Here is a 25758-nt window from a genome sequence, read left to right on the forward strand (position 1 = left end):
ACCGGCCGCGGAGGTCCGCCGTGCTCGCTCGGCTCACCGTGCCGGGACGGGGTCAGCCGACCGGTGCGGTGCGGATGGCCGCGATGTCGAACTGGAGGCGGACCTTCTCGCTCACCATGGCGCCGCCCTCGGCCAGTCTGGAGTCGTAGTTCAGGCCCCATTCGGTGCGGTTGATGGTGGTGGTGCCGTCGAAACCGGCCCGCTGGTAGCCGAACGGGTCGGTGACATGGCCTATGTAGGTGAGCTCCAGGACCACGGGGCGGGTGCGGGCCTTGATGGTGAGGTCGCCGGTCATGCGGTAGACATCGTTACCGACCATCTCCACGGCGGTGCTCGCGAAGCGCATGCGCGGGTAGTTCCGGGCGTCGAGGAAGTCACGGCCCACGAGGTGGGCGTCGCGCTGTTCCACGCCGGTGTCGACGCTGCCGGTCGACAGCAGGATCTCCGCCTGCGAGCGGGACGGATCGCGGCCGTCGAAGTACAGGCGGCTCTGGTACTCCGCGAAGGATCCGCGGACCGTGGTCACCATCGCGTGCCGTACGGAGAAGCCGATCCTGCTGTGGGCGGGATCGATGACCCATTCGCCGGTCAGAGGCGCCAGCGCCGGGTCCGGGAGGAGCGCGGTGCCGGCAGCCGTCGCCATGGTGGGGGGCTGGGGCGTGACGGCGCGCTCCGTGCGGCGGAACGAAGTGTCACGGCTGAACAATTTCATGATTCACCTAGTTACTGCACGGGAGTTGTCGCCGCAAGCCCTGATCATCGATGAACAAAAACTCCACAAATTCCCCATGTCGTGGTCCAGTTCACTCCTGGTCCGCTCCGACGAGGGTGCGGACCTCGAAGTCCTCGTAGCTTTCGGGCGATTGCGGACTGCTCAACACCGAGCCCAGCCAACCGAGAAGGAATCCGGCCGGAATGGAGACAATGCCGGGATTCTGCAGGGGAAACAGGGCGAAATCGGCGGACGGGTAGAGCGAGGAGGGAGTGGAGGAAACCACCGGCGAGAAGACGACGAGCAGGATGGAGCTCAACAGGCCGCCGCAGAGGCTGAGCAGGGCGCCCTGAGCCGTGAACCGCCGCCAGAACAGGGTGTAGACGAGTGTCGGCAGGAGAGCGGAGGCGGCGATCGCGAAGGCGAGGAATGCCAGTGTCGCCGTGTTCGCGCCCCAGGAGATCAGCGCGAGCAGCATGCCCAGGACACCGATGACGGCCGCCGCGAGACGGGCCACGGCCAGTTCCTCGGTCTCCTTCGCCCGACCCTTGCGGATCACCTCGCCGTAGAGGTCGTGGGCGAGGGAGGAGGCCGCGGCCAGGGTGAGGCCGGCGGCGACGGCGAGGAGGGTGACGAACGCCAGACAGGACAGCAGGGCGGTCAGGATGCCCCCGCCGAGGTCCTGGGCCAGCAGCAGGACGGCGGCGTCGCCCTTGCGGTCGGTCTGCGCGATGGTGTCGCGGCCCACGATGGCGGTGGCGCCCAGGCCGAGGATGCCCGCGGCCAGACAGACGAGACTGACCAGGCCCATGGCCCACACCACCGAGGAGCGCAGCACGCCGACCTGCTTCGGGGCGAGGAGCCGCATCATCACGTGCGGAAGCGCGGCGAGGCCGAGCACGATGGCCAACTGGAGGCTGAAGAAGTCCAGTTTGCTGGTGGTGCTGCCGCCGTAGCGCAGTCCGGGTTCGAGGAACCGCTGGCCTCGACCGCTGTTGTCCGCGGCGGCGGCCAGCAGGGCGTCGAAGTTCCAGTCGAAGCGGTGCAGCACCATCACGGCGGTCACGGTGACCCCGCAGATCAGCATCACGGCCTTGACGACCTGGATGAACGTGGCGCCGGGCATGCCGCCGATGGCGGCGTACACGATGACGATGGTGCCGATGACGACCACGCACAGGGCGCGGGTGGTGGCACTGGGCTCGCCGGTGAACTGGGTCAACAGCGCGACGCTGCCGACGAGTTGGGCTACCAGGTAGAGGGTGGCGACGGCGAGGGTGCAGACGGCCAGGGCGAGGCGTACCGGTCGCTGCATGCGGGGCAGACGGTACGCCAGGGTGTCGCCCAGGGTGAACCTGCCGGCGTTGCGCAGGGGTTCGGCGATGAGCAGCAGGACCATCATCCAGGCGACGGCGGTGCCGCACAGATACAGCAGTCCGTCGTAGCCGGTCAGGGCGACCAGGCCGGTACTGCCCAGCAGGGTCGCGGCCGACAGGTAGTCGCCGCACATGGCCAGTCCGTTGCGCAGCGGCGACATCATGCGGTTGCCGAGGTAGAACTCGCTGATCTCGTCGCCCTGCGGTGCGGTCAGCAACGCGGTGAAGAGGGTGACGACGACCACGGACAGGAAGAGCACGAGCGTCAGTTGCAGGCTGAAGCGGTCCACGACCGCGGCGCCGGTCGTCATCATCGGCGGTGGTCCCCCTCACGGGGAGCGGCGCTCACTCGCGCCCGCGCCGCGGCCTCCTGGTGGCGGGCGAGCCCGCGCAGGCCTCGGACGACGGGTGTGATGTGGGTGCGGTGGTGCACGAGGTAGCGCCGCACGATGACGCCCATCAGCACGAACTGCCCGAGCCCCAGGGCCAGCCCCAGGGTGAGGTGGCCGCCGAGGGTGCGGTTCATCAGAGCGGGAGCGAAGCCGGACAGCAGGACGTACACCAGGAATCCGCCGACGGCGACGGCCGTGGCCCGCGCTCCGAACCGGCGGTGGGCGTGGCGGAGTGTCCGATAGGCGGGATCGCGCGCCACCGTCGACCGCTCCGTGGATTCACGGGGAGTTTCGGAGTTCGGCGGCGGGGCGCCGAACGGCAGGGAGTGCCGTGACACAATGCACCTTCTTCGCTGCTTTGCGCGGAGGCAGGCCAGAGCCACGCTCTGTGCGGACTTCGTGGGGGATTCGTGCATCAGAAATTCGCGTGACGCGAATTGTCACAACGGGGTCGGGACGGGGATTCTCGCAGCGGCCACGTTGAACTATCAACGGGCCGAACAAGGCCGGTTCCCGCCCTGACTCATTCACACGCTCCGGCCTCCGCGACGACTCCCGCACAGCCTGCGGAAAGGGCTCTCCAGGGATCAGGTCTGCACCTTCTCTCGAGCCAGATTGTCTCAAATGCAGTACACAGCAAGGCAGTTGCCGCAGCCGCCGCACCAAGGACGGCACCGGGTAAGACCAAGATCCGCCCAAGATCACGTCACGCTTTCCCCGCGCTTCACCATGGTTTGGCAACGCGACGGACCGGCGCCGGACTCGGACATACGTTCGTCGCCGTGAACTCTCAAGACACTCCCCACAGAGCCGGGCGCCGCGCACTGCTGCGCGCCGGGCTCACCGGTGCCGCGGCTCTCGGCGCCGGCCTCACGCTCGGCGCTACCCCCGCCTCGGCTACCCCCGCCGGCACGCGTCCTCGACCCGGCACTCCCGACGAGGCGCTGCGGGAACTGGCGGCGGGCAATCTGCGCTGGCGCACCTACCGCGAGCGGCACCCCGACGAATCACCCGCCGTCCGGCAGGCCCTGGCCACGGGACAGCACCCCTTCGCCCTCGTCCTCGGGTGCATCGACTCCCGGGTGCCCCCGGAGCTCGTCTTCGACCAGGGCCTCGGCGATCTGATGACGGTGCGCAGCGGCGGTGAGGTGCTGGACGAGGCCGTGCTCGGCAGTGTCGCGTACGGAGTGCTCGAACTCGACATCCCGCTGGTGCTGGTCCTGGGTCATCAGTCCTGCGGCGCCGTGAAGGCCGCCGTCGAGAGCGACGTCACCGGCGCGCAACTGCCCGCCCACATCCAGTACCTGGCCGACCAGATACGACCGAACATAGACCGCACCAAGGACGGCGCCGCCCGCGTCGACGCGACCATCGACGCCAACGTCCGGGCCATCCGCTCCCGCATCGCCGCGGAGCCCGACCTCGCCGCGAAGGTGGCCGCCGGTGAACTGGCCGTCGTAGGGGCCCGTTACGAGCTGACCACCCAGCTCGTGCACCGCATCTCCTGAACCGGGGACGGGGTCGCCACCGGTCAAGTCACCGGCGGCGACCCCGTCTTCGTGTATAGGCTGAGCACGCAGCTGGTTCGCCCTGTCCGCCAGGCAGGCGCGTCGTAAGAGGGAACCCGGTGGGAATCCGGGACTGCCCCGCAGCGGTGAGCGGGAACGACCGCCGTCACACGCACTGGACCCGGCAAGCGGGTCTGGGAAGCGACGGCCATTAGGTGCCTCGTATGTCACGAGGTGTGCCCGCGAGTCCGAAGACCTGCCACTGCCCGTGTACGACCGATTCGTACACGGAGATCCCGGTGACCTCGAGGGCGGGTCGGCGAACACTCAGAGCGGGCACGGGTTCTCGTGCGGCCGCCCGGAGTGCCGTTCCCTTCGCGTTCTCCCCCGTCGCCGGGGTCGTGCTACGAGAACAGCTCGCGAAGGAGAGTTCCGTGACCACCGAGTCCGCAGCCGCGGCAGCGCACGCCACCGTGTACGGCTACCCGCGCCAGGGCCCGAACCGGGAACTGAAGAAGGCGGTCGAGGGCTACTGGAAGGGCCGCGTCACCGCCGACGCGCTCCACCGGACCGCCACCGACCTGCGCCGTTCGAACTGGCGAGAGCTGGCCGACGCCGGCCTCCACGAGGTGCCGACGGGCGCCTTCTCGTACTACGACCACGTCCTGGACACCACCGTCATGGTCGGCGCGATCCCCGCCCGCCACCGCGACGCCGTCGCGGCGGACCCACTGGACGGCTACTTCGCCATGGCGCGCGGCGGCCGGGACACCGCGCCACTGGAGATGACGAAGTGGTTCGACACCAACTACCACTACCTCGTTCCCGAGTTGGGGCCGGACACCGTCTTCGCCGCGGATCCCTCGAAGCAGGTGGCCGAGGTACGGGAAGCCCGCGCACTCGGCCTGGCGGCCCGGCCGGTCCTGGTCGGCCCGGTCACCTATCTGCTGCTGGCCAAGCCCGCCCCCGGGGTCGCCGCCGACTTCGACCCGCTGACCCTGCTGGACCGGCTGCTGCCCGTGTACGCCGACGTCCTGTCGGATCTGCGGGCCGCCGGCGCCGAGTGGGTGCAGCTGGACGAGCCCGCGCTCGTCCAGGACCGGACCCCGGCGGAACTGAACGCCGCCGCCCGCGCCTACCGTGAACTCGGCGCTCCGGCCGACCGGCCGAAGCTGCTCGTGGCCTCGTACTTCGACCGCCTCGGACAGGCCCTGCCCGTTCTGGCCAAGGCACCCGTCGACGGCCTCGCCCTGGACTTCACCGGCCCGGCCGCCGCGAACCTCGACGACCTCGCCGCCGTGGGCGGGCTGCCGGGCAAGCGGCTGGTGGCCGGGGTGGTCGACGGGCGCAACATCTGGATCAACGATCTGGAGAAGTCACTGTCCACGCTGGGCACCCTGCTGGGCCTCGCCGACCGGGTCGACGTGGCCGCTTCCTGCTCCCTGCTCCACGTCCCGCTCGACGTCACGGCCGAACGCGATATCGCCCCTCAGATCGCCCGCTGGCTTGCCTTCGCCCGGCAGAAGACGTCCGAGATCGTCACCCTGGCACGCGGACTGGCCCGCGGCACCGACGCCATCGCCGCCGAACTCGCCGCGAATCGCGCGGACCTGGCCTCCCGCGCGGCCTCCCCCCTCACCCACGACGACGCCGTGCGCGCCCGGACGGCCGCCGTCACCGATGCCGACACCCGCCGCTCACAGCCGTACGCCGAGCGTGTTCTGGCCCAGCGCGCCCGTCTGAAGCTCCCGCCGCTGCCCACGACGACCATCGGCTCCTTCCCCCAGACCGGCGAACTACGCACGGCACGGGCGGACTTGAAGGCCGGACGCATCGACACGGCGGCATACGACAAGCGCATCGAGGCAGAGATCCGCGAGGTGATCTCCTTCCAGGAGAAGACCGGCATCGACGTCCTCGTGCACGGCGAGCCCGAACGCAACGACATGGTCCAGTACTTCGCCGAACAGCTCACCGGCTACCTCGCCACCCGGCACGGCTGGGTCCAGTCCTACGGCACCCGATACGTCCGGCCGCCGATCCTCGCCGGCGACATCTCGCGCCCCGAACCGATGACGGTCCGCTGGACGGCGTACGCCCAGTCCCTCACCGACCGCCCGGTCAAGGGCATGCTCACCGGTCCGGTCACCATGCTCGCCTGGTCGTTCGTCCGCGACGACCAGCCCCTCGGGGAGACCGCCCGCCAGGTCGCCCTCGCCCTGCGCGACGAGGTGAACGACCTGGAGTCGTCCGGCACTTCGGTCATCCAGGTCGACGAGCCGGCGTTGCGCGAGACCCTGCCGCTGCGGGCCGCCGACCGGCCGGCCTACCTGACGTGGGCCACCGAGGCGTTCCGGCTCACCACGGCGGGCGTACGGTCCGAGACGCAGATCCACACCCATATGTGCTACGCGGAGTTCGGTGACATCGTCGGGGCGATCGACGACCTCGACGCCGATGTCATCAGTCTGGAGGCGGCCCGCTCGCACATGCAGGTGGCCGGTGAGCTGGCCGCGCACGGCTATCCGCGCGAGGCGGGGCCGGGGGTGTACGACATCCATTCGCCGCGGGTGCCGAGTGCGGCGGAGGCCGCGGCCCTGCTCCGCAAGGGACTTGAGGCCCTGCCGGCCGAACGGCTGTGGGCGAACCCCGACTGCGGTCTGAAGACCCGTGACTGGCCCGAGGTGCGTGCGTCGCTAGAGAACCTGGTGGCGGCGGCACGTGAGGTCCGGGGCGACGTGTCCTGAGTGGGTCGATGGCGGGTGCGGCCCCGGGAAGGCTTCCGGGACCGCACCCGCCATCCCCCTTGTGCGGGCTCAGCGGGCCGGTGTCACGAGGACAGCCACTCGGTGGCGTTCAGCGCGAGCGCCGCGTTGGTGGCGCCGGTGTCGTTCCAGCCGTCGTAGAGCGTGTTGCCGGACTGGCCGGTGCCGTCGTCGATCGGGGAGCTGTCGCCCCAGAAGGCGATCTTTCCGCTGCCGAAGGTGCTGGTCGCGAAGAAGGCTCCGGTGGTGCCGGAATGACCGCTGCGGTAGAGAAGCCCCTTGACGGCCGAGTTGTCGGCGGGCTTGAGGGTGGCCGTCGTACCGCTGGCGATCAGGCTCTTGGTGACGGTGCCGAAGGAGCCGTGCAGCACCGGGTCGGCGCTGTCGCTGATCGCCGCGGGGTAGCCGGAGCTGATGCTGAGCGAGTCGATGGACAGGCCGAACGGGTCGGTGGAGTCGACGCTGTTGTTCGTCATCAGGTCGTTGAGGATCTCGACCGCGTCCTCGCCGTCGTTGTTGCGGTCGGCGCCGGTGTGGTCGGAGATCATGAACAGGCCGCCGCCGTTCTTCACGAAGTTCATGATCGCCGTCTTCTCGGCGGTCGTGAACAGCGTGTTGGGCTCCGGCAGGACGAGGGTGTCGAAGTTCGACAGGTCGGTCGCCGAGGAGCCGCCGTAGGTGAGGCCGGAGCCCGACGGCAGGGTGTCCAGCGTGTAGTCGCCGGTCTGCTGGAGCGCCACACCCCAGGAGGACAGCGCGCCCGTCCAGTCCGTCTCGCCGGAGGGCGAGGAGTCCTCGCCGGTCGGGTCGGGCTGGCTGGTGGAGACGATCCAGTCGGCGTTGCCGGCCGTCTCGGCGTGCGCGTTGTCGAACAGGACGCGGTGGGTGGTGGCGGCGGCCGCCGGACCGGCGGTGGAAGCCTGGACCGCGGCGCCGGTGGCGAGCAGTCCGAACACGGTGACGGCGGTGGTGAATCTGCGGGGGGACGTGCCGAGGCCGAGCATGCGGTGAACCTCCAGGGGTGGGGGGAGCGGGAGGCGGTGCGGGCGCCGGATCTGCGCGCGTAGAACGGCGGTTGCACGACCGCCGCTCGACACAAGGCTGGACGCTACACACAAGATCCAGACGGGCGGCAGGGCCCGCTGGGGGTTCACGTAGAGCTCTTACCCCGGCAGGCTTCCCCGCGCACTACGTCGATACAGGACCGCCCCCGAGCCCGATCTCGTTGCCGTCCGGGTCGTGGTAGGTCATCTTGCGGACGCCGTTGGAGTAGGTCTCGCGCCTCGCGGGTCGCAGGCCCCGGTCGGCGATGGCGGCGACGCGGGTGTCGAGGTCGTCGACGAAGAGGGTGTGGAGGGCGTTGCCGGCGCGGGCGGGGAGTTGCTCGATGTAGATGTAGCGGTGTTCCGCCAGCTCCCAGACGGCTTCCGTGTCGTTCGGGAAGAACGCCGCTGGGGTGCCGAGGAGTTGTTCGTACCAGGCCAGGGCCGCCGTGTAGTCGCTGACCGGAATGCCTGCGAAGAGGTCGAGGGACATCCGCCCATGTTAGGCGTTCGCGCTCCACGCCGCCCTCGCCACGGCCGTTCCGGCCCGCAGCGCGGCCACGGGATCGGCCGCCTCGTCCAACTCGATCAGCACCGTGCCGGCACCCGGCGTGCGGGACATCGCCGCGGCCCAGCCCGGCCAGTCCACGATGCCGTTGCCGAGTTCGGTCATGTACGGCTGCTGTTGGGCGTAGATGGTGTCGTCGACGGTGAGGTGGACGTCGATCGGGCGTACCGCGTCCTTCCAGTGGGCCAGCGCGATCCGCGGGGCGTGGCGGCGGGCGACGGCCACCGGGTCGCCGCCGCCGAGCGCGATGTGGCAGGAGTCGGGGCACAGCCAGACGTAGCGCGGGTCGGTCAGGGCCATGAACAGGTCGATGTCCCGCTCGTACCAGAGCGTGCTGTGGGACTCCGTGTGGAAGGCGAGCTTCACACCCTGCCGGGCGACGGCCTCGCCTACCACGTGCGCGATGTCGGCCATGCGGGTCATGTAGGCGGCGTCGACGAAGAACGGCGGCCGGGTCCCGTACGTCGTCCGCATCGGCAGCCCGGCGACGAGGAGTTCACCGCCGGCCTCGGCGAGGAAGGCCGCCCGGCGTTCGGCGTCGGCGACGATCGCGGGCAGGTTGTCGCCGTGCCGCCAGTCGGGGGCGTCACTGCCCGCGATGAACGCGCTCACGACGGACAGGCCCCGGGCCGCGAGCTCGCCGCGGAACGCGGGGGCACTGCCGAAGGCGCGCAGGGCGGAGTCGATGTCGCCGGGCGCGAAGGTCAGCTCGATCCCGGTGACACCGGCGTCGCCCAGGACGTCCATGACCCGGGCCCAGAAGAGCTCCGGGTGTGCCCGGGCCCACTCGCGTACGGCGTCCGCCGAGGCAAGGCCCCAGAAGTCCGGGTGGTAGAAGGTGATGATGTCGGTCGCGAAACGCGGCGTCGTCATTCGGCACCTCCGCGGGCGTTGTAGACGACCCCGTCGCCCGCGTCGACGGCCTTGCGGTAGTCGCGGAACACGGCGAGAGCCTCGTCCCGGAGCACGTCGCCCACGACCTCGATGCCGCGTGCCTCGAACTGCCGGGCCCAGTCCGCGCCGAGCGGGCCCTCGTCGAAGGTGGTGATCTCCTCCAGTTCCGGACCCTCGCCGGCGACGACGAGTCCGCGCACCCCTGACCACATGGTCGCGCCGTAACACTGGATGCAGGGACGCCAGTTGACGACCAGCTCATGGGCGGGGAGCCCCTCGCCGCCGAGATCCCAGCCGCCGGTCGCCGTCTGGGCGAGGCCGAGCGCGAGAACCTCGGCGTGGGCGCTGGAGACTCCCGAGGCGAGGACGACGTTCACGCCGACGGAGACGATCCGGCCGGTGTCCCGTTCGGCGACAAGGGCGGCGAACGGGCCGCCGTTGCCCTCGCGCCAGTTGCGGTCGGCCATGCGGTGGACGAGGCGCATCCGCTCGTCGCGGTCGGGGATGACGGCGGGCACGTCGGCCAGTTCGTCGTCGATCCAGGCCGGCAGGGCCAGGTGGAACTGCTTGGCGATGTCGATCACGGTGGGGCTTCCTGTCAGTGGGCGGCGAGTGCGGTGTTGCGTACGGTCACGGCGCGGGCGGCCCGGATGGCGGTCACCGCGCCGGTCAGGGTGACGTTGGCGGCCATCGCGGTGGGGATGACGCCGTTTCCGGCGAGGTACAGGTTGTCGTAGCCCCACACCCTGCCGTCCTGGTCGCACACGCTGGTGCCGTCGTCGGCCGTGCCGGAGCGGACGGTGCCGGTCTGGTGCAGGGACGAGCCGGGCGGGAGCAGCGCGCTCTCGGTCGCCGGGTCGAAGGGCCCGAACTCCTCGGCCAGCGAACGGACTTCGGCCAGGGCTCGGTCGATCAGGGTGCGGTCGGTGTCGGAGTAGCCGAACTCGACGGTGATCCGGGGCATTCCGGCGAGGTCGGTCTCGGTGTCGGAGAAGACGAGCCGGTTCTCGGGGCGGGACTCGACGGGGGCGTAGAGCGACAGGCCCACGGAGTGGGCGAGGGGGCGGCCGCCGTCGTCGACGTAGGTGCGGTTCATGATCTGGCCGTGGAACGGCTGGGCCGGCCCGTTGTGCGGCAGCCAGAGCGAGTCGGTGCTGAACTCGCCGGGGCGTGGCAGGGGCAGGGTGTCGAGGTCGATGCCGAACCGGTCGAGGTCGAGCAGGACGCGGGCGGTGATGAACGCGTGCTCGTTGAGGCGGCGGCCGAGCGCTGGGGGCCGGATGCCCGAGGCGAACAGCAGTTGCGGGGTGCGCAGGGCATCGGCGCACACCACGACGGTGTCGGCGTGGAGTTCGGACTCGGCGCCGTCGGCGACGCGGCGCAGCCGGGCACCGGTGACCCGGCCGTCCGTGGCCAGGAGGGAGGTCACGACCGTGCCGGTCAGCAGGGTGAAGGCGCGGTCGCCGCCGGTCGCGAGGGCGGGGAAGATCGTCCCGGGAGCCGTGCGGGGCATGGGGCCCGACGCGGTCGGGGTGACGGCCATGGGCATCGGCTGCGGTCGCCGGTCCTGCGGTCCCACGCCGTCGAAGCGTCGGCGCAGGATGTCGAGGACCCGGCTCCCCACCTCGGTCGGGCCGATCGCGGCGGGCGTGACGGCGAGGATCCGGCGCGCGGTGTCCAGGTCCGTCGCCCAGCCGACCGGGTCACCGAAGTCGAACACCTCGTCCCCGGCGGGCCAGGGGGTCGCGGCGGTCCAGTGGACGCCCATGCCGCCCGCGTTCCACGCGAGCGCCGCCTGGGGCATCGCCTCGGCGTCCTCGCCGAAGGCCAGGGCGTGGAACATGCCGGGTGTCAGGTCGGCGAGGCTGCCCGTGACCTCGCGCACCACCTCGGCGCCGGTGTACATGCCCTGGATGCCGGTGGCGACGCGTTCGTTGTAGCGCGCCCACAGGTCCGGGTCGTCGAGGTCGTGCAGGTGCAGGCCGGGAGCCGCGCCGATCGTGCTGCCGCCGTCCACCATGGTGATGCGCAGCGCCGGATCGCTGTCGCGCAGCTGCCGGGCCACGACGGATCCCATGATGCCGCTGCCCACGACGAGGACGTCGGTGCGGGGGGTGTCGGTCAAGGTGAGACTCCATGTGTTGTGCCACGGGTGCGGGAGAAGAGTGGGAGGTTGCCGTCACGCGCGCGGGACGAGCGGGCCGAACAGTTCGGTGTCCATGCGGTCGAGGGCCAGCTTCACGGCGCCGACGAGGGCCGCGTCGCGGCCCAGGACGGTGGCGCGCAGTTCGATCTCGGGGGCGCGGGCGTCGCGCATCGCCTCCCGCACCCGGGGCAGCAGCACGTCGGCCGCGTCCTCCAGGCCGCCGCCGAGCACGATGAGCGAGGGGGCGACCGTCCACGACAGGATGGTGAGGATCGACGCCATGTTCTCCACGAACTCGTCGACCTCCGCGAGCGCGGACGCCTCGCCCGATCTCGCGGCCTCGCAGCGGGCGAGGGCGACGGCCCGCTGTCCCGGTTCGGGTGAACTCAGCCAAGCCACGGGGTGGTTCTCGACCGAGGCCGTCGGTATCGACCGTGCCTCGACGATCTCGCCCGCCGCGCCGTCGAGACCGCGGTGCACGGCGCCCCGTATGAGGATGCCGAGACCGGTGCGGTTGCCGAGGATGGCCCAGACGACGTTGTCGTGGTCGCCGGCCACGCCCCGCCAACGCTCCGCGAGCGCACCGAGGTTGGTGTCGTTGTCCGCGAACCACGGCATCGGGATACGCCGTTGGAGTTCCTCGGGGAGGTGCACGCCCTCCCAGTGCTTCGTGTGCACCAGCCGCCGTACGACTCCCTCGTCGTCGATGGCGCCGCCACCGGCGACCGCTCCGGCGCGCAGCCGGTCCACCGACCCGCCCGCGTCGTCGAGCGCCCGAAGGACCAGCGCCGCCGCGTCGTCGAGCGTGGTCTGCGGGTCCTGGTAGGCGCGCAGTGGTCCCTCGGCCCTGCCGAGGATGCGTCCGCGCACATCGGCGACGACCGCGGACGCGCCCGAGGTGGTGATGCACACGGCGGCCAACAGGGCGTGTTCGGCGCGTAGTTCGTAGCGCCGGGCGGGCCTGCCGGCCGAGCCGCTGACCGGGACCCGGTCGAGCTCCGCCACCCAGCCGGCTTCGACGAGCGAGTCCAGGATGAGTTCGATGGTACGGCGGGAAAGACCGGCCTGACCGGCGAGCGCGGTCAGCGTCGTGGGCCCGGCCGACACCGCGAGCGCCCGCAGCACGACCGAGGTGTTGACGCGTCGGACGGCGCTCTGGTTCATCCCGGACATCAGCACGTCGCCGCCTCGGGCAGTGGCCGTACGACGGGATCGAACACGCCCGTGGTGTCGGCCACGAGCGGTGCACCGGTACGGCCGTACTCGCGCGCCGGGTCGCCGGGCACGCCGGTCGCGCGTGCCCAGTCCGGTTCCTCGCCGTGGAGGAACGCGACCAGGTCGGCGTGCATGGAAGTGGCCAGCTCCTGGGGCGGGTCGGTGCCGAGGGCCTCGGCGATCCCGCCCGCGTCGAGTACGTCGAAGAAGTACGGGATGTCGACGCAGTGGGCGGCGCCTCCGAGCACGGGCGAGGGCCATTCGAAGGAGTACAGCCAGGTGTCGGCGCGGGCGGCGCGACGGGCCGCCGCGGCTCGGGGGCAGGCGGCGCGGAACAGGGTGTCGGTGCGACGGGTGCCCGCCGCGCGGGCTCCGTGAACGGGACCTGGGCCGCTGTCGAACTCGTCCCCCGTGGCACCGAGCAGCAGAGGTACGTCATGCCCGTGCGCGCCGAGACCCTCCACGACCGGCACCGGGAGGATGTCGTCGCCGACGAACGGGCCCAGCACGAGCGCGTCGTCGCCTGCTTCGTCCCGCAGGTCGAGGACGGCCCGCTGGAGGTCCGCAACGCCGCGGGCGCCGAATCCGGCGCGCGTCGCGGGCACACCGAGCCGCTCCCCCAGCCGCCCGAGGAACGCGCGGACCGCGCGTGGCTCGAAGAACCCGCCGGACAGACTGACCGCCCGCTGGAAGCGGCCACGGCCGGCCGGCGACGAGAGCAGCGCGAGCACCGCCGCGCCCCCGGCCGACTGCCCTGCGACGGTCACCCGGTCCGGATCACCGCCGAAGGCGGCGATGTTCTCCCGCACCCAGTCGAGGGCGAGCAGCAGGTCCCGCAGCCCCAGGTTGGTGGGGACGTCGTCCAGTACGGCGAATCCGTCGACGCCGAGCCGGTAGCCGACGGTGACGCAGACGACGCCGTCGCGGGCGAAGGCGCGGCCGTCGTACCAGGGGCCGGCCGGACTTCCCGCGAGGAACCCGCCGCCGTGGATCCACACCATGACCGGGAAGGGCCCGCGGTCGTCGTCCGCGGCCGGGGCGACCACGCTGAGGTTCAGCACGTCGTCCCCCGGCACCGACGGCTCGGGCACGGTGGTCGTAGCGAACAGCGGCACGCGCTGGGCGGTCGGGCCGTGCCGGGAGGCGTCGTACGGCTCCGGGAACCGGCCGCGTGGGACGGGCGCGGCGAACCGACGTACGCCCGTGGGTGGTTGGGCGTAGGGGATGCCGAGGAAGCGGCGTACCTGACGATGGCGGCGACCGGTGATCGTGCCGGCCGGAGCGCGGACCGTGACCGGCTCGCCCGGCGCGTCGAGGGAGTTCATCACGCTCACCGCATTCCCGTTCCCGAGATGCCCTGCACGAAGTAGCGCTGGAGGAACAGGAAGAGCAGCAGCACCGGCAGCATCACGACGATCGCACCGGCGAGGAGCAGGCCGTAGTCCTTGACGTTGGCGGCCGCCTGGCTGGTGGCGGCCAGGCCCACCGGCAGGGTGTAGGTGTCCATGCTCTGGGCGACGATGAGCGGCCAGATGAAGTTGTTCCACGAGGCGAGGAACGACATGATCGTGATCGTCGCGACGGCGGGGCCGGACAGCGGGAGGAAGATCCTGAAGAAGATCCGGAACTCGCCCGCGCCGTCGATCCGGGCCGCTTCGAGGAGTTCGTCGGGGATCGACATCGCGTACTGCCGCATGATGAAGACGGACAGCGGCATCGCCACGCCGGGCAGGGCGATCCCGGTGAGGGTGTCCGCGAGACCGAGGTCGACGGTGATCACGAACTGCGTGACGAACACCGCGGTGAACGGCACCATCATCGCCGCCATGACCGCGCCGAACGCGAGCCTCTTGCCCGCGAAGTCGAGCTTGGCGAGCGCGTATCCGGCGGCCGACGCCGCGACGACGTTGCCGGCCACGACGATGGCCGCGACCACGACGCTGTTGACCATGAACTGGCCGAAACCCTCGGTGCGGAACAGCCGCAGGAAGTTGTCGAAGGTGACGTGGTGCGGGAGCCAGGCGCCGGGGTCGGAGCGGATCTCGTCGAGGCTGCGCAGCGAGCCGCTGAGCACCCAGAAGAAGGGCAGCGCCGTGAGCAGCGCGCACAGCACCAGCGCGCCGTACAGCAGTGGCCGGGGCACGGGCCGGCGGCGCGGGGCGAGGAGATCGGTGGTGGTGGAAGTGTTCCGCAGCGCGGCGAGAGCGGTCATGTGCGGGGCCTCAGCAGTCGGAACTGGACAAGACTCACCAGGGCCACCAGGACGAGCATCACGAACGACGCGGCCGAGGACATCCCGAACTCGCCGGCGCCGAACTGGTGGTAGGTGTACAGCGCCACGGACTCGGTGGAGCCGAGCGGGCCGCCGTCCGTGAGCAGATAGGGCTCGTCGAAGACCTGGAGGTAGAAGACGGTCAGCAGCACCGACACCATCAAGGTGGTGGGCAGCAGCAGCGGCAGGGTGATGTGCCGGAGCTGCCGCCACTTCCCCGCCCCGTCGAGGGAGGCGGCCTCGTACACGTCGTCCGGGATGGCCTGCAGACCGGCGAGGAACAGCACCATCGCGGTGCCGAAGTTGCGCCAGACGCCGAGCAGGATGACCACGGGCATGGCGAGGTTCGGGTCGTCCAGCCAGTTCGGCCCGGCGAGGCCGACGGCGCCGAGCCCTCTGTTGACGGTGCCGTCGGCGGAGAAGGCGTACTGCCAGATCAGGGCGACCGCTACGACGTTGGTGACGACCGGCGCGAAGAAGAGCGTGCGGAAGGTGCCGCGCAGACGGCGGATGCCGGAGTTCAGCGCCACGGCCAGGGCGAAGCCGATCACCATGGTCAGCGGCACGCCGACGGCCACGAACAGGGCCGTGTTCAGGATGTCGCGCAGGAAGCTGTCGTCCTGGAACAGCCGGACGAAGTTGTCCAGGCCGGTGAAGTCGACCGCGAACGGATGCTTGAGGTCGGTGCCCCGCAGATCGGTGAGGCTGAAGCCGAGCGCGGCGACGGTGGGGACGGCCGTGTAGACCAGGAACACCACGGCGAACGGCGCGAGGAACAGCCAGGCGACGGCGGTACGGCGGGCGCGCCGCCGGGGGCGCGCCACGGAGGTGGTGGTCATGGGCGGCTCACTTCGCGCCCGTGCCAAGGCTGTCGGCGTACGACTGGATGCCCGCGGCGGCCTTCTCCGCGGTCGACGTGCCCCGGGCGACGGCCTCCATCTCCTTGCCGATCCGGGTCGCGACCTGCTGCCAGGTGCTGACCCGCGGGAAGGTCCGGGTGTTCTTGAGCTGTGTGAGGAAGGCGTCGAGGAGCGGCTGCCCCTTGATCGCGGAGTCGTCCCAGGCGGAGACCACCGCGGGCAGTGAGCTGTACGCCTTGTACTGCGCGACCTGGGTGCTCGGCTGCGCCATGTGCCGGACGAGCTTCCACGAGGCGTCCGCGTTGGCACTGTCCGCGAGGACGCCCCAGCTGCCGCCGGCGGAGAAGGAGACGCTGCCCGAGGACCCGGCCGGCAGGGGTGCGGTGGCGACGTGGGACGCGGTCCAGCCGTCCTTCTTCGCGGCGGTGTCGAGCTGGCCGACCACCCACGGACCGGTGATCATCGTGGCGGTCTTCCCGCTGACGAAGTACGGCTGCGCGTCGAGGAAGGTGGGCGTGGCGGTGTCGGCGACGCCCGAGGTGAAGAACGACGCGTTGTACTTGAGCGCGTCGATCATCGCCGGGGTGTCGAGTGTCCACTTCCCGCGGGCGGAGAGGAGCGAGCCGCCCGCCTGCCATGCGTACATCGCGACGTCCTGGCCGTTGAAGATGTCCCACCCGATGTCGGCCGCGAGGCCGTGCTTGGCGCCGGCGCTCTGGAGGGCCCTGAAGAACGGCACCATCTCGTCCCACGTGGCCGGCGCCTCGACGCCCGCCTTCTTGGCCAGATCGGAGCGGTACACGAGGGCGTACGTATAGGCGTACCAGGGCACCGTGTAGGCCACGTCGTCGACGACGCCCGCGTCCCAGAGGCTCTTGAAGAAGCTGTTCGGGTCGACGAGGCCGCCCGGCACCGGCTGGAGGATCGACGGGTCGAGGAACTGGGCCTGCGACTCGGGGAAGAACTGGGCGATGTCGGGCCCCTTGCCCGCCGCGACCGCCGACTGCAGCTTGGTGTAGTAGTCGGCGTTCGGGATCAGCGTGAACTTCACGGTGACGTCGGGGTTGGCGGTCTTGAACGGCTTGATGACCTTGTCGAGCACATCGGCGTCGCCCTGCGCGGCCCAGACCGTGACGGTTCCGGTGGCCGGCGAGTCCCCGATGGGCGAGGCGGAGGACTTCGCGGCGGCGGCGCCGTCCTCGCGTCCGCAGCCGGTGAGGCCGAGGGTGCCGAGGACGGCCATGCCGGCGGTCAGCTTCAGGGCACCGCGTCTGGAGAGGTTGGGCACCTTGGGCTCCTGGGATTTCAGGGGGAAGTAGCGTTTTCGGTCCGGCGGACCCGAGGACGAAGCTACGAGGCATGCATTTCGGCCATATGCACGGAGCCGTCGCGAATAATTTCGGAACTTGTAGCGAAATCGAGGCGCCGTGCGCTCCGGCGCCGCTTCCGGGCAGCGGCCCGGCAAGCACGCCGCCCAGTGACATGCCGACGAAGCGGGCCGTAAGTTGACCCGATGGGCCTTTTCGACAAGCTGACCGGCACGCGCCACCCCGACCGCGGCACCGCACCGCGTTCCACCGAGGAGGTCAGGACCGCGCTGCTCGCCGTCAACCGGCCCGACGTGCCGTACGTCGTGCGCGACGCCCGGCCCGACGAGCGTGCCGACCTGGTCGCGGAGTGGCGGATCGAGGAACCCGCCTGGCACACCTTCTTCGCCCGCTCCCAGCTCACGTCGACCCTCAGGACGCGGATGCGCCTGGTCCCGGACGACCAGGAGGTGCGGGCGGTCGACGAGCAGTGGCAGGTCACCTGGGTCGGGGAGACGCCCCGGCTGGCCATCTCGCGCGAGTACTCGCGTGGGCAGGTCTCCATGGTCAGCCGGCAATGGACGTACGAGCGCGGGGACGACGGCCGGATGCACAAGACGGAGGTGTTCCGCTTCGATCCCGCGGACCTCAAGGACCCGCTGCGCGCGGCGGTCCTCGGCGCGGGCTGGACGTGGCGCGGCGTCGTCTTCAAGTTGTGACGCCCTGACACTGCCGAGGCGTCCATCTCATTTGCCCACCGGCCTGCGCGCCGAGCGACCCATGGCCCAAGATGAGCAGGTCATGCACCCACCCGCCACGCACCGTCCAGCGCCCCTGCCCGTCCTGCGGGCCGCGGTGTTCGCCGTCGTCGGCACGGTGCTGGGGGTGAGCGCCCACCATCTGGCCGCCGAGGGCGCCGTACCGTGGGCGCGGGGCTCGGTCGTGGCCGCCGCGCTGTTCGGTCTGGGGCTGGTCGGCGTACGCCGTCCCCGGCGCATGGCAACGGTCGTGGCCTGCAGTGTCGTGGGCCAGTCCGGGCTGCACCTGTGGCTGACCCTCGGCGCGCACGCGCGGCCGCCCGCTCACCAGCACGGTCACCGCATGCAGGGCGCCCACACGGCCTCGTACGACTCCGTGGCCATGGCGGCGGCCCACGCCGTGGCCGCCGTGCTCGTCGCGGTGCTGCTGCACCGCGCGGACGCGGCGTGCTGGACCCTCGCGCGTGGCGTGGCCGCGGTGTTCGACGCGGCGCGTGCCCATGTCGCCGCCGCGCACACGTTGTTCACACGGCCCCGGACGGCGGTGCGGCTCCGGCCGCCGGTGCTCGTGCCGATGGAGACCGGATGGTGCGCGGCCACCGGTCCGGTGCTCGCGTATGCGGTGGTACGGCGCGGTCCTCCCGCGTTCGGGTCGGCCGAAGCCAACTGACCCAGCCGGGAGGCCTGTTGAGGCCGCCCCGGCGCACCCCCCTGCCTGGAGACACCCATGTCCCGCACCACCCGCCGCCTCGCCGTCGCCACCGCGGCCGCGGCAACCGCCGTCCTGCTCAGCGCCGTTCCGGCCGCCGCCCATGTGGAGGTCGAGGCCGACGGCGCACAGGCCCTCGCCCAGGACGTCGAGCTCACCTTCACCGCCGAGTCGGAGTCGGCGACCGCCGGCATCACCCAGCTCCGGGTGATCCTGCCCAAGGGCATCGCCCCGTCCGACGTGACGTACGAGGACGGCCCCGAGGGCTGGAAGTTCGCCACCACGAACGACGGTTACACCGTCAAGGGTCCGGCCGTGAAGGTCGGTGGCGACGCCGAGCACTCGGTGGTCGTACGGCAGCTGCCCGACGCGAAGGAGCTGGTGTTCAAGACGCTCCAGACCTACAGCGACGGCAAGGTCGACCGCTGGATCGAACTGGGCGAGTCCGACGACGGCCACGGACACGGGCACGGCAACGAGGCCCCGGTCCTCGAACTGAAGGCGGCCACCCCGGGCGCGACCACGGTGAGCCCCACCCCCAGCACGTCGCCCACGCCGACGCCGACGCCGACCGCCACGGAGACCGGCGTCTCCTCCACCCCGCAGGCCGCCGACACCGAACAGGACGAGGACAGCGGTCTGTCCACGGGCGCGTGGATCGGTATCGCGGCGGCGGTACTGCTCGTGGCCGGGGCGGTCTTCCTCGTCGTACGCCGACGGGGCGGCGCTCAGCAGTAGTCCGGCGGCACGCTCCAAGGGCCCTCGCATCCACGGCAGTTCACGGTGCGGGGGCCCTGCCTCAGAAGTTCTTGACGAGCAACGTCGCCAGCCACAACGCGACCACCACCGCGGCGAGCACTCCGACCACCTGGACGGCCCGGACAGGAATCCTGCGCATCGCGTCCACCCTCTCCTCGACTCCTGACGCAGTCCTACCCCGGGCACTGGCCGGCGGCACGGTTCACCGCGACGATCCGAGGGAATCCCGACCAATCGGCGGTCAAGGAGAGCCCCTGTGAAGGCCATCGTCCAGAACGCCTACGGCTCCACCGACACACTGCACCTGCGGGACATCGACCGTCCCGTGCCCCGCGACGACGAGGTGCTCGTCGAGGTGCGGGCCGCCGGCGTCGACCCGAGCGTCTGGCACCTGATGACCGGACGGCCCTACATCGCCCGGCTCAGTCCTCAGCTCGGACTGCGCCGCCCCGCCCACACCGTGCGCGGCTGGGACGCCGCCGGACGCGTCGAGGCCGTGGGCGCCGAGGTGACCGGGTTCAAGCCCGGCGACGAGGTCTTCGGCCAGTGCGACGGCTCCTTCGCGGAGTACGCGCGCGGCAAGGCCGGACAGCTCGCCGCCAAGCCGGCGAGCCTCTCCTTCGAACAGGCCGCCGTCCTGCCCGTCTCGGGCGTCACCGCCCTCCAGGCCCTCGACGTGGCGCGCCCCCGGCCGGGGCAGAAGGTCCTCGTCATCGGCGCGTCGGGCGGGGTGGGGACGTACGCCGTCCAGCTCGCGGCGCACTACGGCGCCCAGGTCACCGGCGTCTGCGGTCCCCCGGCGAGGACGCGGGCCCCGTGCTCGGCGGACTGGACCGGTGGGTCCGCGGTCTGGTCCTCTCCGCGTTCGTGGGCCAGCGCCTGCGACCGGTGTTCGCGGTCACCCGGCAGCAGGACCTCCTCACGCTCAGGGCTCTCGTCGAGACGGGCGCGATCACTCCGGTCATCGACCGCGCCTATCCCCTGGCCGAGGCGGCCGACGCCGTACGCCACCTGGAGAAAGGGCATCCGCGGGGCAAGTTGGTCGTCACGGTCTGAAGCGGCGTTCGGCCGCTCCGGCGTCAGTCGGTGCGCGCGCCCTGCCGACCGCCGGGGGACTCCGCCCGGGCGAGCCAGGTCGTGAGGAGCGTTTCGAGGGTCTCGGCCTCGCCGGGTGTCAGCAGGTCCAGGAGCCGGCGTTCGTTGCGCATGTGGTCGGTGAAGGCCCGGTCGATCAGGTCGCGGCCGGGCCTGGTGAGGGCGACGATCCGGCCCCGCTGGTCGTCGGCGGCGCGTCGGCGGGTGACGAGTCCGGCGCGCTCCAGGCGGTCGATCCGCTTCGTCATCGCGCCGGTGGTGACCATGGTGTGGGCGGCGAGCTCGCCGGGCGCCCGTTCGTAGGGCTCGCCGGCGCGGCGCAGGGCGCACAGGACGTCGAACTCCCCCTCGCTCAGGCCGTAGTCGCCGTAGACGAGGCAGAGCTCCTCGGTGAGCCGGTCGGCCAGGCGGTGCAGCCGGCCGATCACTCCCTGCGGGGTGACGTCGACGTCCGGCCGTTCACGACGCCAGTCGGCCTGGATGCGGGCCACGCGGTCGAGTTCTTCCATGCGGTCACAATACCTTCCCGGGAAGCTATATTGGCTTCCATGGAAGCTAATGCGCGCTGGGTGGCCCTGACCGCGGTCGCGCCGGTGGCCTGGGGCACCAACTACTACGTCACGCACGAGTACCTCCCCGCCGACAGTCCGCTGTACGGGGCCGCTCTGCGGGCGCTGCCCGCCGGGCTCGTCCTGCTCGCGCTGTGCCGGAAGCTGCCGCGTGGGGCGTGGTGGTGGCGGTCGGCGGTACTGGGGCTGCTCAATGTGAGCGTGTTCTTCGTGCTCGTCTACGTCGCTTCCCAGCTGCTTCCGACAAGCATCGCCTCGACCGTCATGGCCATGTCCCCGCTGACGATGATGCTCATCGCCTGGCCGCTGGTCGCCGAGCGGCCCGGCCTCGCGCACCTGACCGGCGCGGCGGTCGGGCTCGGCGGGGTGTGCCTGATGCTGCTCACCGGGGAGGGCGGGGTGAACGTGCCGGGCGTCCTCGCCTCGGCGGGGGCGATGCTGGTGTCGGCCTTCGGTCACATCCTGACCAAGCGGTGGAACGCCGGTACGGACGTGCTCGCCTCCACGGCCTGGCAGCTGACCGCCGGGGCGGTGTTCCTGCTGCCGGTCGCCGCGGCCGTGGAGGGCCCACCACCCACGCTCTCCCCGTCGGCGCTTCTCGCCTTCGGCTACGTCTCCCTGGTCGCCACCGCGCTGGCCTTCACCGTCTGGTTCGCCGGACTGCGCCATCTGCCCGCGGCGACCGTGGGCCTGATCGGGCTGCTCAACCCGGTGACGGGTGTGCTGCTCGGCACGGCCGTCGCGGGCGAGGCGATGACGGGCCGGCAACTGTGCGGGCTGGCGCTCGTGCTGATCGGCGTGGTGCTGGGCAGGCCCGCGCGCCCGGGCCGACGGGACTCCCGTCCGCGAACCCTCACGCCTCCCGCACCCGAGCCCTCCGCCTGCGAGCGCCGGTGAGACCGGTGCAAGGTTGAGGGGTGACCGAACGACGCTTCGACGTATGGGCGGCCGGGGACGCGTACGAGCGGTACATGGGCCGCTGGAGCCGGCTCGTGGCCGACGAGTTCGTGGCGTGGCTCCCCTGCCCGCCCGGCGCACGGTGGCTGGACATCGGATGCGGCTCGGGCGCGCTCACCTCCACGGTGGCCGTCCGCTGCCGGCCCCGGACGGTGCTCGGACTGGACGGGTCCGCCGGGTTCGTCACCACGGCCCGTGCCTCGACCCCCGAACCGGCCCGCTTCGCCGTGGCGGACGCCCGTGCCCTGCCCGTGCGGGACGCGGACTTCGACGTGGCCGTCAGCGGACTGGTCATCAACTTCCTCCCCACGCCCGGCGCCGCGCTCGCCGAGGCGGCGCGCGCGGTGCGGCCCGGCGGCCTGGTCGCCGCCTATGTGTGGGACTACGCCGAGGGCATGGAGTTCCTGCGCCACTTCTGGGCTGCCGCGACAACCGTGGATCCCTCGGCGACCGCCCACGACGAGAGCCGCCGCTTCCCGCTCTGCGATCCCACCGCACTGCGCGACCTGTGGGACGAGGCCGGGCTGACCCGGGTGACGGTCGCACCGATCGACATCACCACCCTCTTCCCCCACTTCGACGACCTGTGGTCCCCGTTCCTCTCCGGCCAGGGCCCCGCCCCCGGTTACGTCGCCACCCTCTCACCGGCCACCCGGGAACGGCTGCGCCGGACGCTGCACGACCGGGTACCGGCCGGGGCCGACGGGACGATCGCCCTGAAAGCCCGCGCGTGGGCCGTACGGGGGAGCAAGCCGGATCACTGACAGCACCCGGTAGTGTCCGCCCGGTGAATCTGAACCTCTCCGACAAGGTCCCCAAAGGGCTGACCCTGCGCGCCCGCAGTTTCATCGGCAGCGACTGCGTCAAGGTCGACGTCCAATCGAGGGAGCAAAACCGGCAGGCGTGGCTCGAGTTCGGCATCCCCGCGGAGGAGATAGACCGCGTCGTGGCGTTTCAGCGCCAATGGGGCGGCCTCGTACTGCCACCGTATCCGCGCTACGACGGTGGGCCCAGTTATCTGAATCCCGATGTGCCGGTGCGCTCCGGGGACGAAGGCTGGTGGTTCGCGGCAGGGGACCAACGGTGCTCGGTGCCCTTCTCGTTCATGATCGGACCCGGCGGGGAGTTCGGCATCCACTCGTGGCGCTGGACCCCCCTGCACGAGACGATCGAGGGGTGGGTGGAGTCCCTCGCCCTGGCTTACCACGCGGCCTTGTGGGCCAAGTGCATCACCAAGGTGACCGGCGACGAGGTCGAGGCCATCTCGCTGGACGGCTACCAGCCGGTGCGCGAGGTCAGAGGGCTGGCGGACACCTGGTGGCGGGGCACCGACTCGCTCGTGGCGATCTTCAACGGTGAGGCCGACTGTCTTTCGGCTCCCCAATCCCGTACGGCGTTGATCTACTCCGGCCTCGACGAGTGGGGCCTGAGAGGGGGTGTCGACGACGAAGAGTGAGTGCCCGGAACCTTGTCCCATATACCCTCCCCGGGTATGTTCCGTCGAGAGGAACTCCCGCACGGCACAAGGAGGGTGACCGCCATGTCCGAGAACCCTGCCGGCGTCGACGGCTTCGCCGAGGACGGGTACGCCGAGGTGCGGCGGGTCTTTCAACGGCTCGTGGACGACGGGGCGGAGACCGGGGCCGGGCTGTCGGTCTGGCGGGACGGGCGGGAGGTGGCGCGGCTGAGCGCGGGGTGGGCCGATGCCGGGCGGAGTCGGCCGTGGCGGGCGGACACACTGGTCATGCCGTACTCGCTGTCGAAGACCTTCGTCACGCTCGCGGCGCTGGTGGCGGTGCGCGAGGGGGTGTTGGCGCTGGACGAGCCCGTCGGCACGTACTGGAAGGCGTACGGGAGCAACGGCAAGGAGGCGACCACCCTCCGCCAGATCCTCACCACCGCGCGGGCCAGCCCCGCTTCCCCGCCGAGGCCGCGGACCTCGGCCTGCTGGACGACGCCGGGCTGCGCGACAGCCTGGCGCGGGCGGTACCGGAGTACGTCCCGGGCACCTCGCTCGCGAACACGCCCTGACGTACGGCCATCTCGTCGACGGCATCCTGCGCGCGGCCGCCGACACCACGCTCGGGGCGATGTTCAACGACGTCGTGCGGCCGGCACTGGACCTCGACGCCTGGTTCGGCGTACCGGACGGCGCGTTGGACCGCGTCGCCGACCTCGAGTACGCGCACCCCGACTGGCCGGAGCAACTGCCCGCCGCGCCCTGGCTGCGGATCCCCCACGGCGCCCTGGACACGGAGCGGACCAACTCCCGGGCCTGGCGCCAGTCGGTGTTCGGCGCGGCCAACCTCCAGACGACGGCCACCTCGACCGCGGCCTTCTTCTCCCGCCTCACCGACGACGACGGACCCGTACGTCAACTCCTGGGCCCGCGGCTGCACTCAGAGCTCCTCACCTCCCAGGTCACCGGCCACGACGAGGGGAAGATCGTCAAGGGCGGCATCGGCGGTTCCGCCGCCTGGTGGTCACTGCGGCACCGGCACGCCTGCGCGTATCTGACCCGCCGACTGGACGACCACGCGCGCGCCGTGCGGATCGCCACGGCCCTGGGAGACGACCTGACCGTCGGGGGCGAGGACCGAACAGGCCCCAGTTCTAGCGCAGTTCGACCGTCGCGCCACGGCGTTCGAGGAGTTGGACGATCTCCTCGAAGTAGGTGAGCCCCTCCTCGGACACGTCATCGGCGAAGGCCTGCCGTGCGATGTGGGAGCCGTGCCAGATCAGGGTGAAGGGCGCGGCGATGCCGAAGCCACCGCCCAGACAGTCCCTGAACGCGTTCCACTCACGCCCGAAGTAGCCGCCCGGACCCACCAGCGCCTCGGCCATCGCACAGTGCAGGCCGGGCTCGTCGGTGACGAAGGCGCCGTCGAGGTGGTGGACGCCACCGGAGCGGTCGAAGTGCGGCTCGCCGACACCGGTGGCGGTGAGTTCGAGCCACTCGTACCGGCCCTCGGTCGTGTGGGGAGCCCATTGATTACGGACCGTCGGGGCTCCCCGGTACCAGGTCTCCCAGATCGGACGGGCCGCCAACGGGCGCTGGTCGCCGCCGTCGGTGAGCGTGATGTCGAGGAGGTCGGCGCCGAGCACGGACGGACGTGCCTTCTCGATGCGCAGATACACGTGGTGGCGGTACATCACCCGGCCGTGCTGGTCCAGCGCCCACAGCCCCACCCAGTCCCTGTCCCACTTGCGCCGTCGGCTCAGTACGGTGCGCAGCGGCTCGGCGGGCTCACAGCCGAGGAGGTGCATCGGCACCGGCCCCCGGCCGTAACGGGAGACGAACAGCCCCTCCACGTCCAGGCACTGCCCGGCGGGCGTGGCCCCCGCGGTGGTCCCTGCGAACACCTTGAACACCGGCTGTGCCGGCCGCGTGTGCTCCCAGGCGTGTTCCTCTTCGACGCCCGCCCCCACGACGACATCCACCAGTGCCGGATGGCTCCGGTTCGGCCGGTGTGCCAGTACGACGGTGTCGGCCAGGGTCCACCACTGCAGCGGCTGTTCCTCGTCCCAGACCTCGACACACAGGTCACCCAGCAGCCCGGTGCCCGTACTGTCCGACAACAGGGCGTCCCGCAGCGGGCCTTCGGGAGTGCAGCCCCGCAGCGTCAGAACCTCACGCGGCGGCGGCACCTTGTCGACGAACAGGCCCTCGACAGCGGCACAGCGTCCCCAGTACCGCTCCTCGCCGTCCGCGTCCTCCTGAACCAGCAGATATCTGACCGGGACATCCCGCTCCCAGACCGCATGCTCCGCGCCCCGCACCCATCCCCCACACTCGAACCACCCGCACCCGACCCGCACTTGGGATCAGGTCCACGGAAGCGTTTCACCCGGG

At 71.3% G+C, this 25758-nt stretch carries 25 protein-coding genes, 2 pseudogenes and 1 riboswitch; of the genes and pseudogenes, 12 read left to right on the top strand and 15 right to left on the bottom strand.

Going from position 1 to position 25758, the window contains the following annotated elements; translation table 11 throughout:
• Nucleotides 1-52: 52 nt before the first annotated feature.
• From ACIOHP_RS34960 to ACIOHP_RS34970, 3 genes are all read right to left on the bottom strand, one after another.
• Nucleotides 53-712, bottom strand: a complete 660-nt coding sequence (locus tag ACIOHP_RS34960) for a YceI family protein (RefSeq protein ID WP_401893704.1) — start codon at nt 710-712, stop codon at nt 53-55.
• Between the two features lie 91 nt (nt 713-803).
• Entirely contained in the window at nt 804-2402 is a 1599-nt protein-coding gene (locus ACIOHP_RS34965) for a cation acetate symporter (RefSeq protein ID WP_401893706.1), read from the bottom strand.
• Nucleotides 2399-2818, bottom strand: coding sequence for a DUF485 domain-containing protein (locus ACIOHP_RS34970; RefSeq protein ID WP_401893708.1), 420 nt, complete (start codon nt 2816-2818; stop codon nt 2399-2401). Before ACIOHP_RS34970 ends, ACIOHP_RS34965 begins: the two co-directional genes overlap by 4 nt.
• 444 nt (nt 2819-3262) lie before the next feature.
• Between ACIOHP_RS34970 and ACIOHP_RS34975 the strand changes: the two genes are divergently transcribed.
• Both ACIOHP_RS34975 and metE read left to right on the top strand, forming a co-directional pair.
• Nucleotides 3263-3988 carry a carbonic anhydrase gene (locus ACIOHP_RS34975; RefSeq protein WP_401893710.1) on the top strand — a complete coding sequence of 242 codons (726 nt, stop codon included), beginning with the start codon at nt 3263-3265 and terminating at the stop codon, nt 3986-3988.
• Nucleotides 3989-4044: 56 nt separating this feature from the next.
• Nucleotides 4045-4267, top strand: a riboswitch (cobalamin riboswitch).
• A 155-nt stretch (nt 4268-4422) separates the two neighbouring features.
• Entirely contained in the window at nt 4423-6735 is a 2313-nt protein-coding gene (metE, locus tag ACIOHP_RS34980; RefSeq protein ID WP_401893712.1) for a 5-methyltetrahydropteroyltriglutamate--homocysteine S-methyltransferase, read from the top strand.
• An 83-nt stretch (nt 6736-6818) separates the two neighbouring features.
• Here metE and ACIOHP_RS34985 read toward each other — a convergent pair whose 3' ends face one another.
• From ACIOHP_RS34985 to ACIOHP_RS35030, 10 genes are all read right to left on the bottom strand, one after another.
• The gene (locus ACIOHP_RS34985; RefSeq protein ID WP_401893714.1) at nt 6819-7757 is read right to left on the bottom strand and encodes a hydrolase; all 939 of its coding nucleotides are present in this window, start codon (nt 7755-7757) and stop codon (nt 6819-6821) included.
• A gap of 184 nt (nt 7758-7941) precedes the next feature.
• Nucleotides 7942-8289 (bottom strand): VOC family protein, encoded by a 348-nt coding sequence (locus ACIOHP_RS34990; RefSeq protein ID WP_401893715.1) that lies wholly within the window; start codon nt 8287-8289, stop codon nt 7942-7944.
• A 9-nt stretch (nt 8290-8298) separates the two neighbouring features.
• Complete coding sequence (locus tag ACIOHP_RS34995; protein WP_401893717.1) at nt 8299-9237, bottom strand: sugar phosphate isomerase/epimerase family protein; 939 nt, start codon at nt 9235-9237, stop codon at nt 8299-8301.
• Nucleotides 9234-9842: a nucleoside deaminase gene (locus tag ACIOHP_RS35000; RefSeq protein ID WP_361551853.1), complete on the bottom strand. Its 609-nt coding sequence runs from the start codon at nt 9840-9842 to the stop codon at nt 9234-9236. Before ACIOHP_RS35000 ends, ACIOHP_RS34995 begins: the two co-directional genes overlap by 4 nt.
• A gap of 14 nt (nt 9843-9856) precedes the next feature.
• On the bottom strand, nt 9857-11383 hold the full coding sequence (locus ACIOHP_RS35005; RefSeq protein ID WP_401893719.1) for a GMC oxidoreductase: 1527 nt from the start codon (nt 11381-11383) through the stop codon (nt 9857-9859).
• 54 nt (nt 11384-11437) lie between these two features.
• Nucleotides 11438-12568, bottom strand: coding sequence for an ROK family protein (locus ACIOHP_RS35010; protein WP_401893889.1), 1131 nt, complete (start codon nt 12566-12568; stop codon nt 11438-11440).
• Between the two features lie 8 nt (nt 12569-12576).
• Nucleotides 12577-13944, bottom strand: a complete 1368-nt coding sequence (locus tag ACIOHP_RS35015) for a carboxylesterase family protein (protein ID WP_401893721.1) — start codon at nt 13942-13944, stop codon at nt 12577-12579.
• 5 nt (nt 13945-13949) lie between these two features.
• Complete coding sequence (locus tag ACIOHP_RS35020; RefSeq protein WP_401893722.1) at nt 13950-14831, bottom strand: carbohydrate ABC transporter permease; 882 nt, start codon at nt 14829-14831, stop codon at nt 13950-13952.
• Entirely contained in the window at nt 14828-15730 is a 903-nt protein-coding gene (locus tag ACIOHP_RS35025) for a sugar ABC transporter permease (RefSeq protein WP_361551842.1), read from the bottom strand. Before ACIOHP_RS35025 ends, ACIOHP_RS35020 begins: the two co-directional genes overlap by 4 nt.
• A 7-nt stretch (nt 15731-15737) precedes the next feature.
• The gene (locus ACIOHP_RS35030) at nt 15738-17039 is read right to left on the bottom strand and encodes an extracellular solute-binding protein (RefSeq protein WP_401893724.1); all 1302 of its coding nucleotides are present in this window, start codon (nt 17037-17039) and stop codon (nt 15738-15740) included.
• Nucleotides 17040-17264: 225 nt separating this feature from the next.
• Here ACIOHP_RS35030 and ACIOHP_RS35035 point away from each other — a divergent pair, with 225 nt between their 5' ends.
• From ACIOHP_RS35035 to ACIOHP_RS35055, 5 genes and pseudogenes are all read left to right on the top strand, one after another.
• Entirely contained in the window at nt 17265-17777 is a 513-nt protein-coding gene (locus ACIOHP_RS35035) for a hypothetical protein (protein WP_361551836.1), read from the top strand.
• Between the two features lie 82 nt (nt 17778-17859).
• A complete protein-coding gene (locus ACIOHP_RS35040) occupies nt 17860-18486 on the top strand; it encodes a hypothetical protein (protein WP_401893726.1) in 627 nt (208 codons plus the stop codon).
• A 57-nt stretch (nt 18487-18543) separates the two neighbouring features.
• On the top strand, nt 18544-19263 hold the full coding sequence (locus ACIOHP_RS35045; RefSeq protein WP_401893728.1) for a DUF1775 domain-containing protein: 720 nt from the start codon (nt 18544-18546) through the stop codon (nt 19261-19263).
• A 415-nt stretch (nt 19264-19678) separates the two neighbouring features.
• Nucleotides 19679-19831: pseudogene (locus ACIOHP_RS35050) on the top strand (alcohol dehydrogenase catalytic domain-containing protein); the annotation flags it as partial.
• Nucleotides 19832-20172: 341 nt separating this feature from the next.
• The gene (locus ACIOHP_RS35055) at nt 20173-20340 is read left to right on the top strand and encodes a zinc-binding dehydrogenase (protein WP_401893891.1); all 168 of its coding nucleotides are present in this window, start codon (nt 20173-20175) and stop codon (nt 20338-20340) included.
• A 23-nt stretch (nt 20341-20363) separates the two neighbouring features.
• Here ACIOHP_RS35055 and ACIOHP_RS35060 read toward each other — a convergent pair whose 3' ends face one another.
• On the bottom strand, nt 20364-20888 hold the full coding sequence (locus tag ACIOHP_RS35060) for a MarR family winged helix-turn-helix transcriptional regulator (protein ID WP_401893730.1): 525 nt from the start codon (nt 20886-20888) through the stop codon (nt 20364-20366).
• Nucleotides 20889-20927: 39 nt separating this feature from the next.
• Between ACIOHP_RS35060 and ACIOHP_RS35065 the strand changes: the two genes are divergently transcribed.
• The 5 genes and pseudogenes from ACIOHP_RS35065 (at nt 20928) to ACIOHP_RS35085 (ending at nt 24583) form a co-directional block, all read left to right on the top strand.
• Nucleotides 20928-21845 carry an EamA family transporter gene (locus ACIOHP_RS35065; protein WP_361551821.1) on the top strand — a complete coding sequence of 306 codons (918 nt, stop codon included), beginning with the start codon at nt 20928-20930 and terminating at the stop codon, nt 21843-21845.
• Between the two features lie 20 nt (nt 21846-21865).
• Nucleotides 21866-22669, top strand: coding sequence for a class I SAM-dependent methyltransferase (locus ACIOHP_RS35070; protein ID WP_401893732.1), 804 nt, complete (start codon nt 21866-21868; stop codon nt 22667-22669).
• Nucleotides 22670-22692: 23 nt separating this feature from the next.
• Nucleotides 22693-23361 (top strand): hypothetical protein, encoded by a 669-nt coding sequence (locus tag ACIOHP_RS35075; protein ID WP_401893734.1) that lies wholly within the window; start codon nt 22693-22695, stop codon nt 23359-23361.
• Between the two features lie 84 nt (nt 23362-23445).
• A pseudogene (locus ACIOHP_RS35080) lies at nt 23446-23748 on the top strand (serine hydrolase domain-containing protein); the annotation flags it as partial.
• Between the two features lie 247 nt (nt 23749-23995).
• The gene (locus tag ACIOHP_RS35085) at nt 23996-24583 is read left to right on the top strand and encodes a hypothetical protein (RefSeq protein ID WP_401893735.1); all 588 of its coding nucleotides are present in this window, start codon (nt 23996-23998) and stop codon (nt 24581-24583) included.
• Here ACIOHP_RS35085 and ACIOHP_RS35090 read toward each other — a convergent pair.
• Nucleotides 24519-25685, bottom strand: coding sequence for a barstar family protein (locus tag ACIOHP_RS35090; protein ID WP_401893737.1), 1167 nt, complete (start codon nt 25683-25685; stop codon nt 24519-24521). The genes ACIOHP_RS35085 and ACIOHP_RS35090 overlap by 65 nt on opposite strands.
• Nucleotides 25686-25758 lie beyond the last annotated feature (73 nt).

Origin of the sequence: Streptomyces sp. NPDC087859, from assembly GCF_044742595.1 — a bacterium.
In the GTDB taxonomy this organism is placed as follows: Bacteria; Actinomycetota; Actinomycetes; order Streptomycetales; family Streptomycetaceae; genus Streptomyces; species Streptomyces canus_F.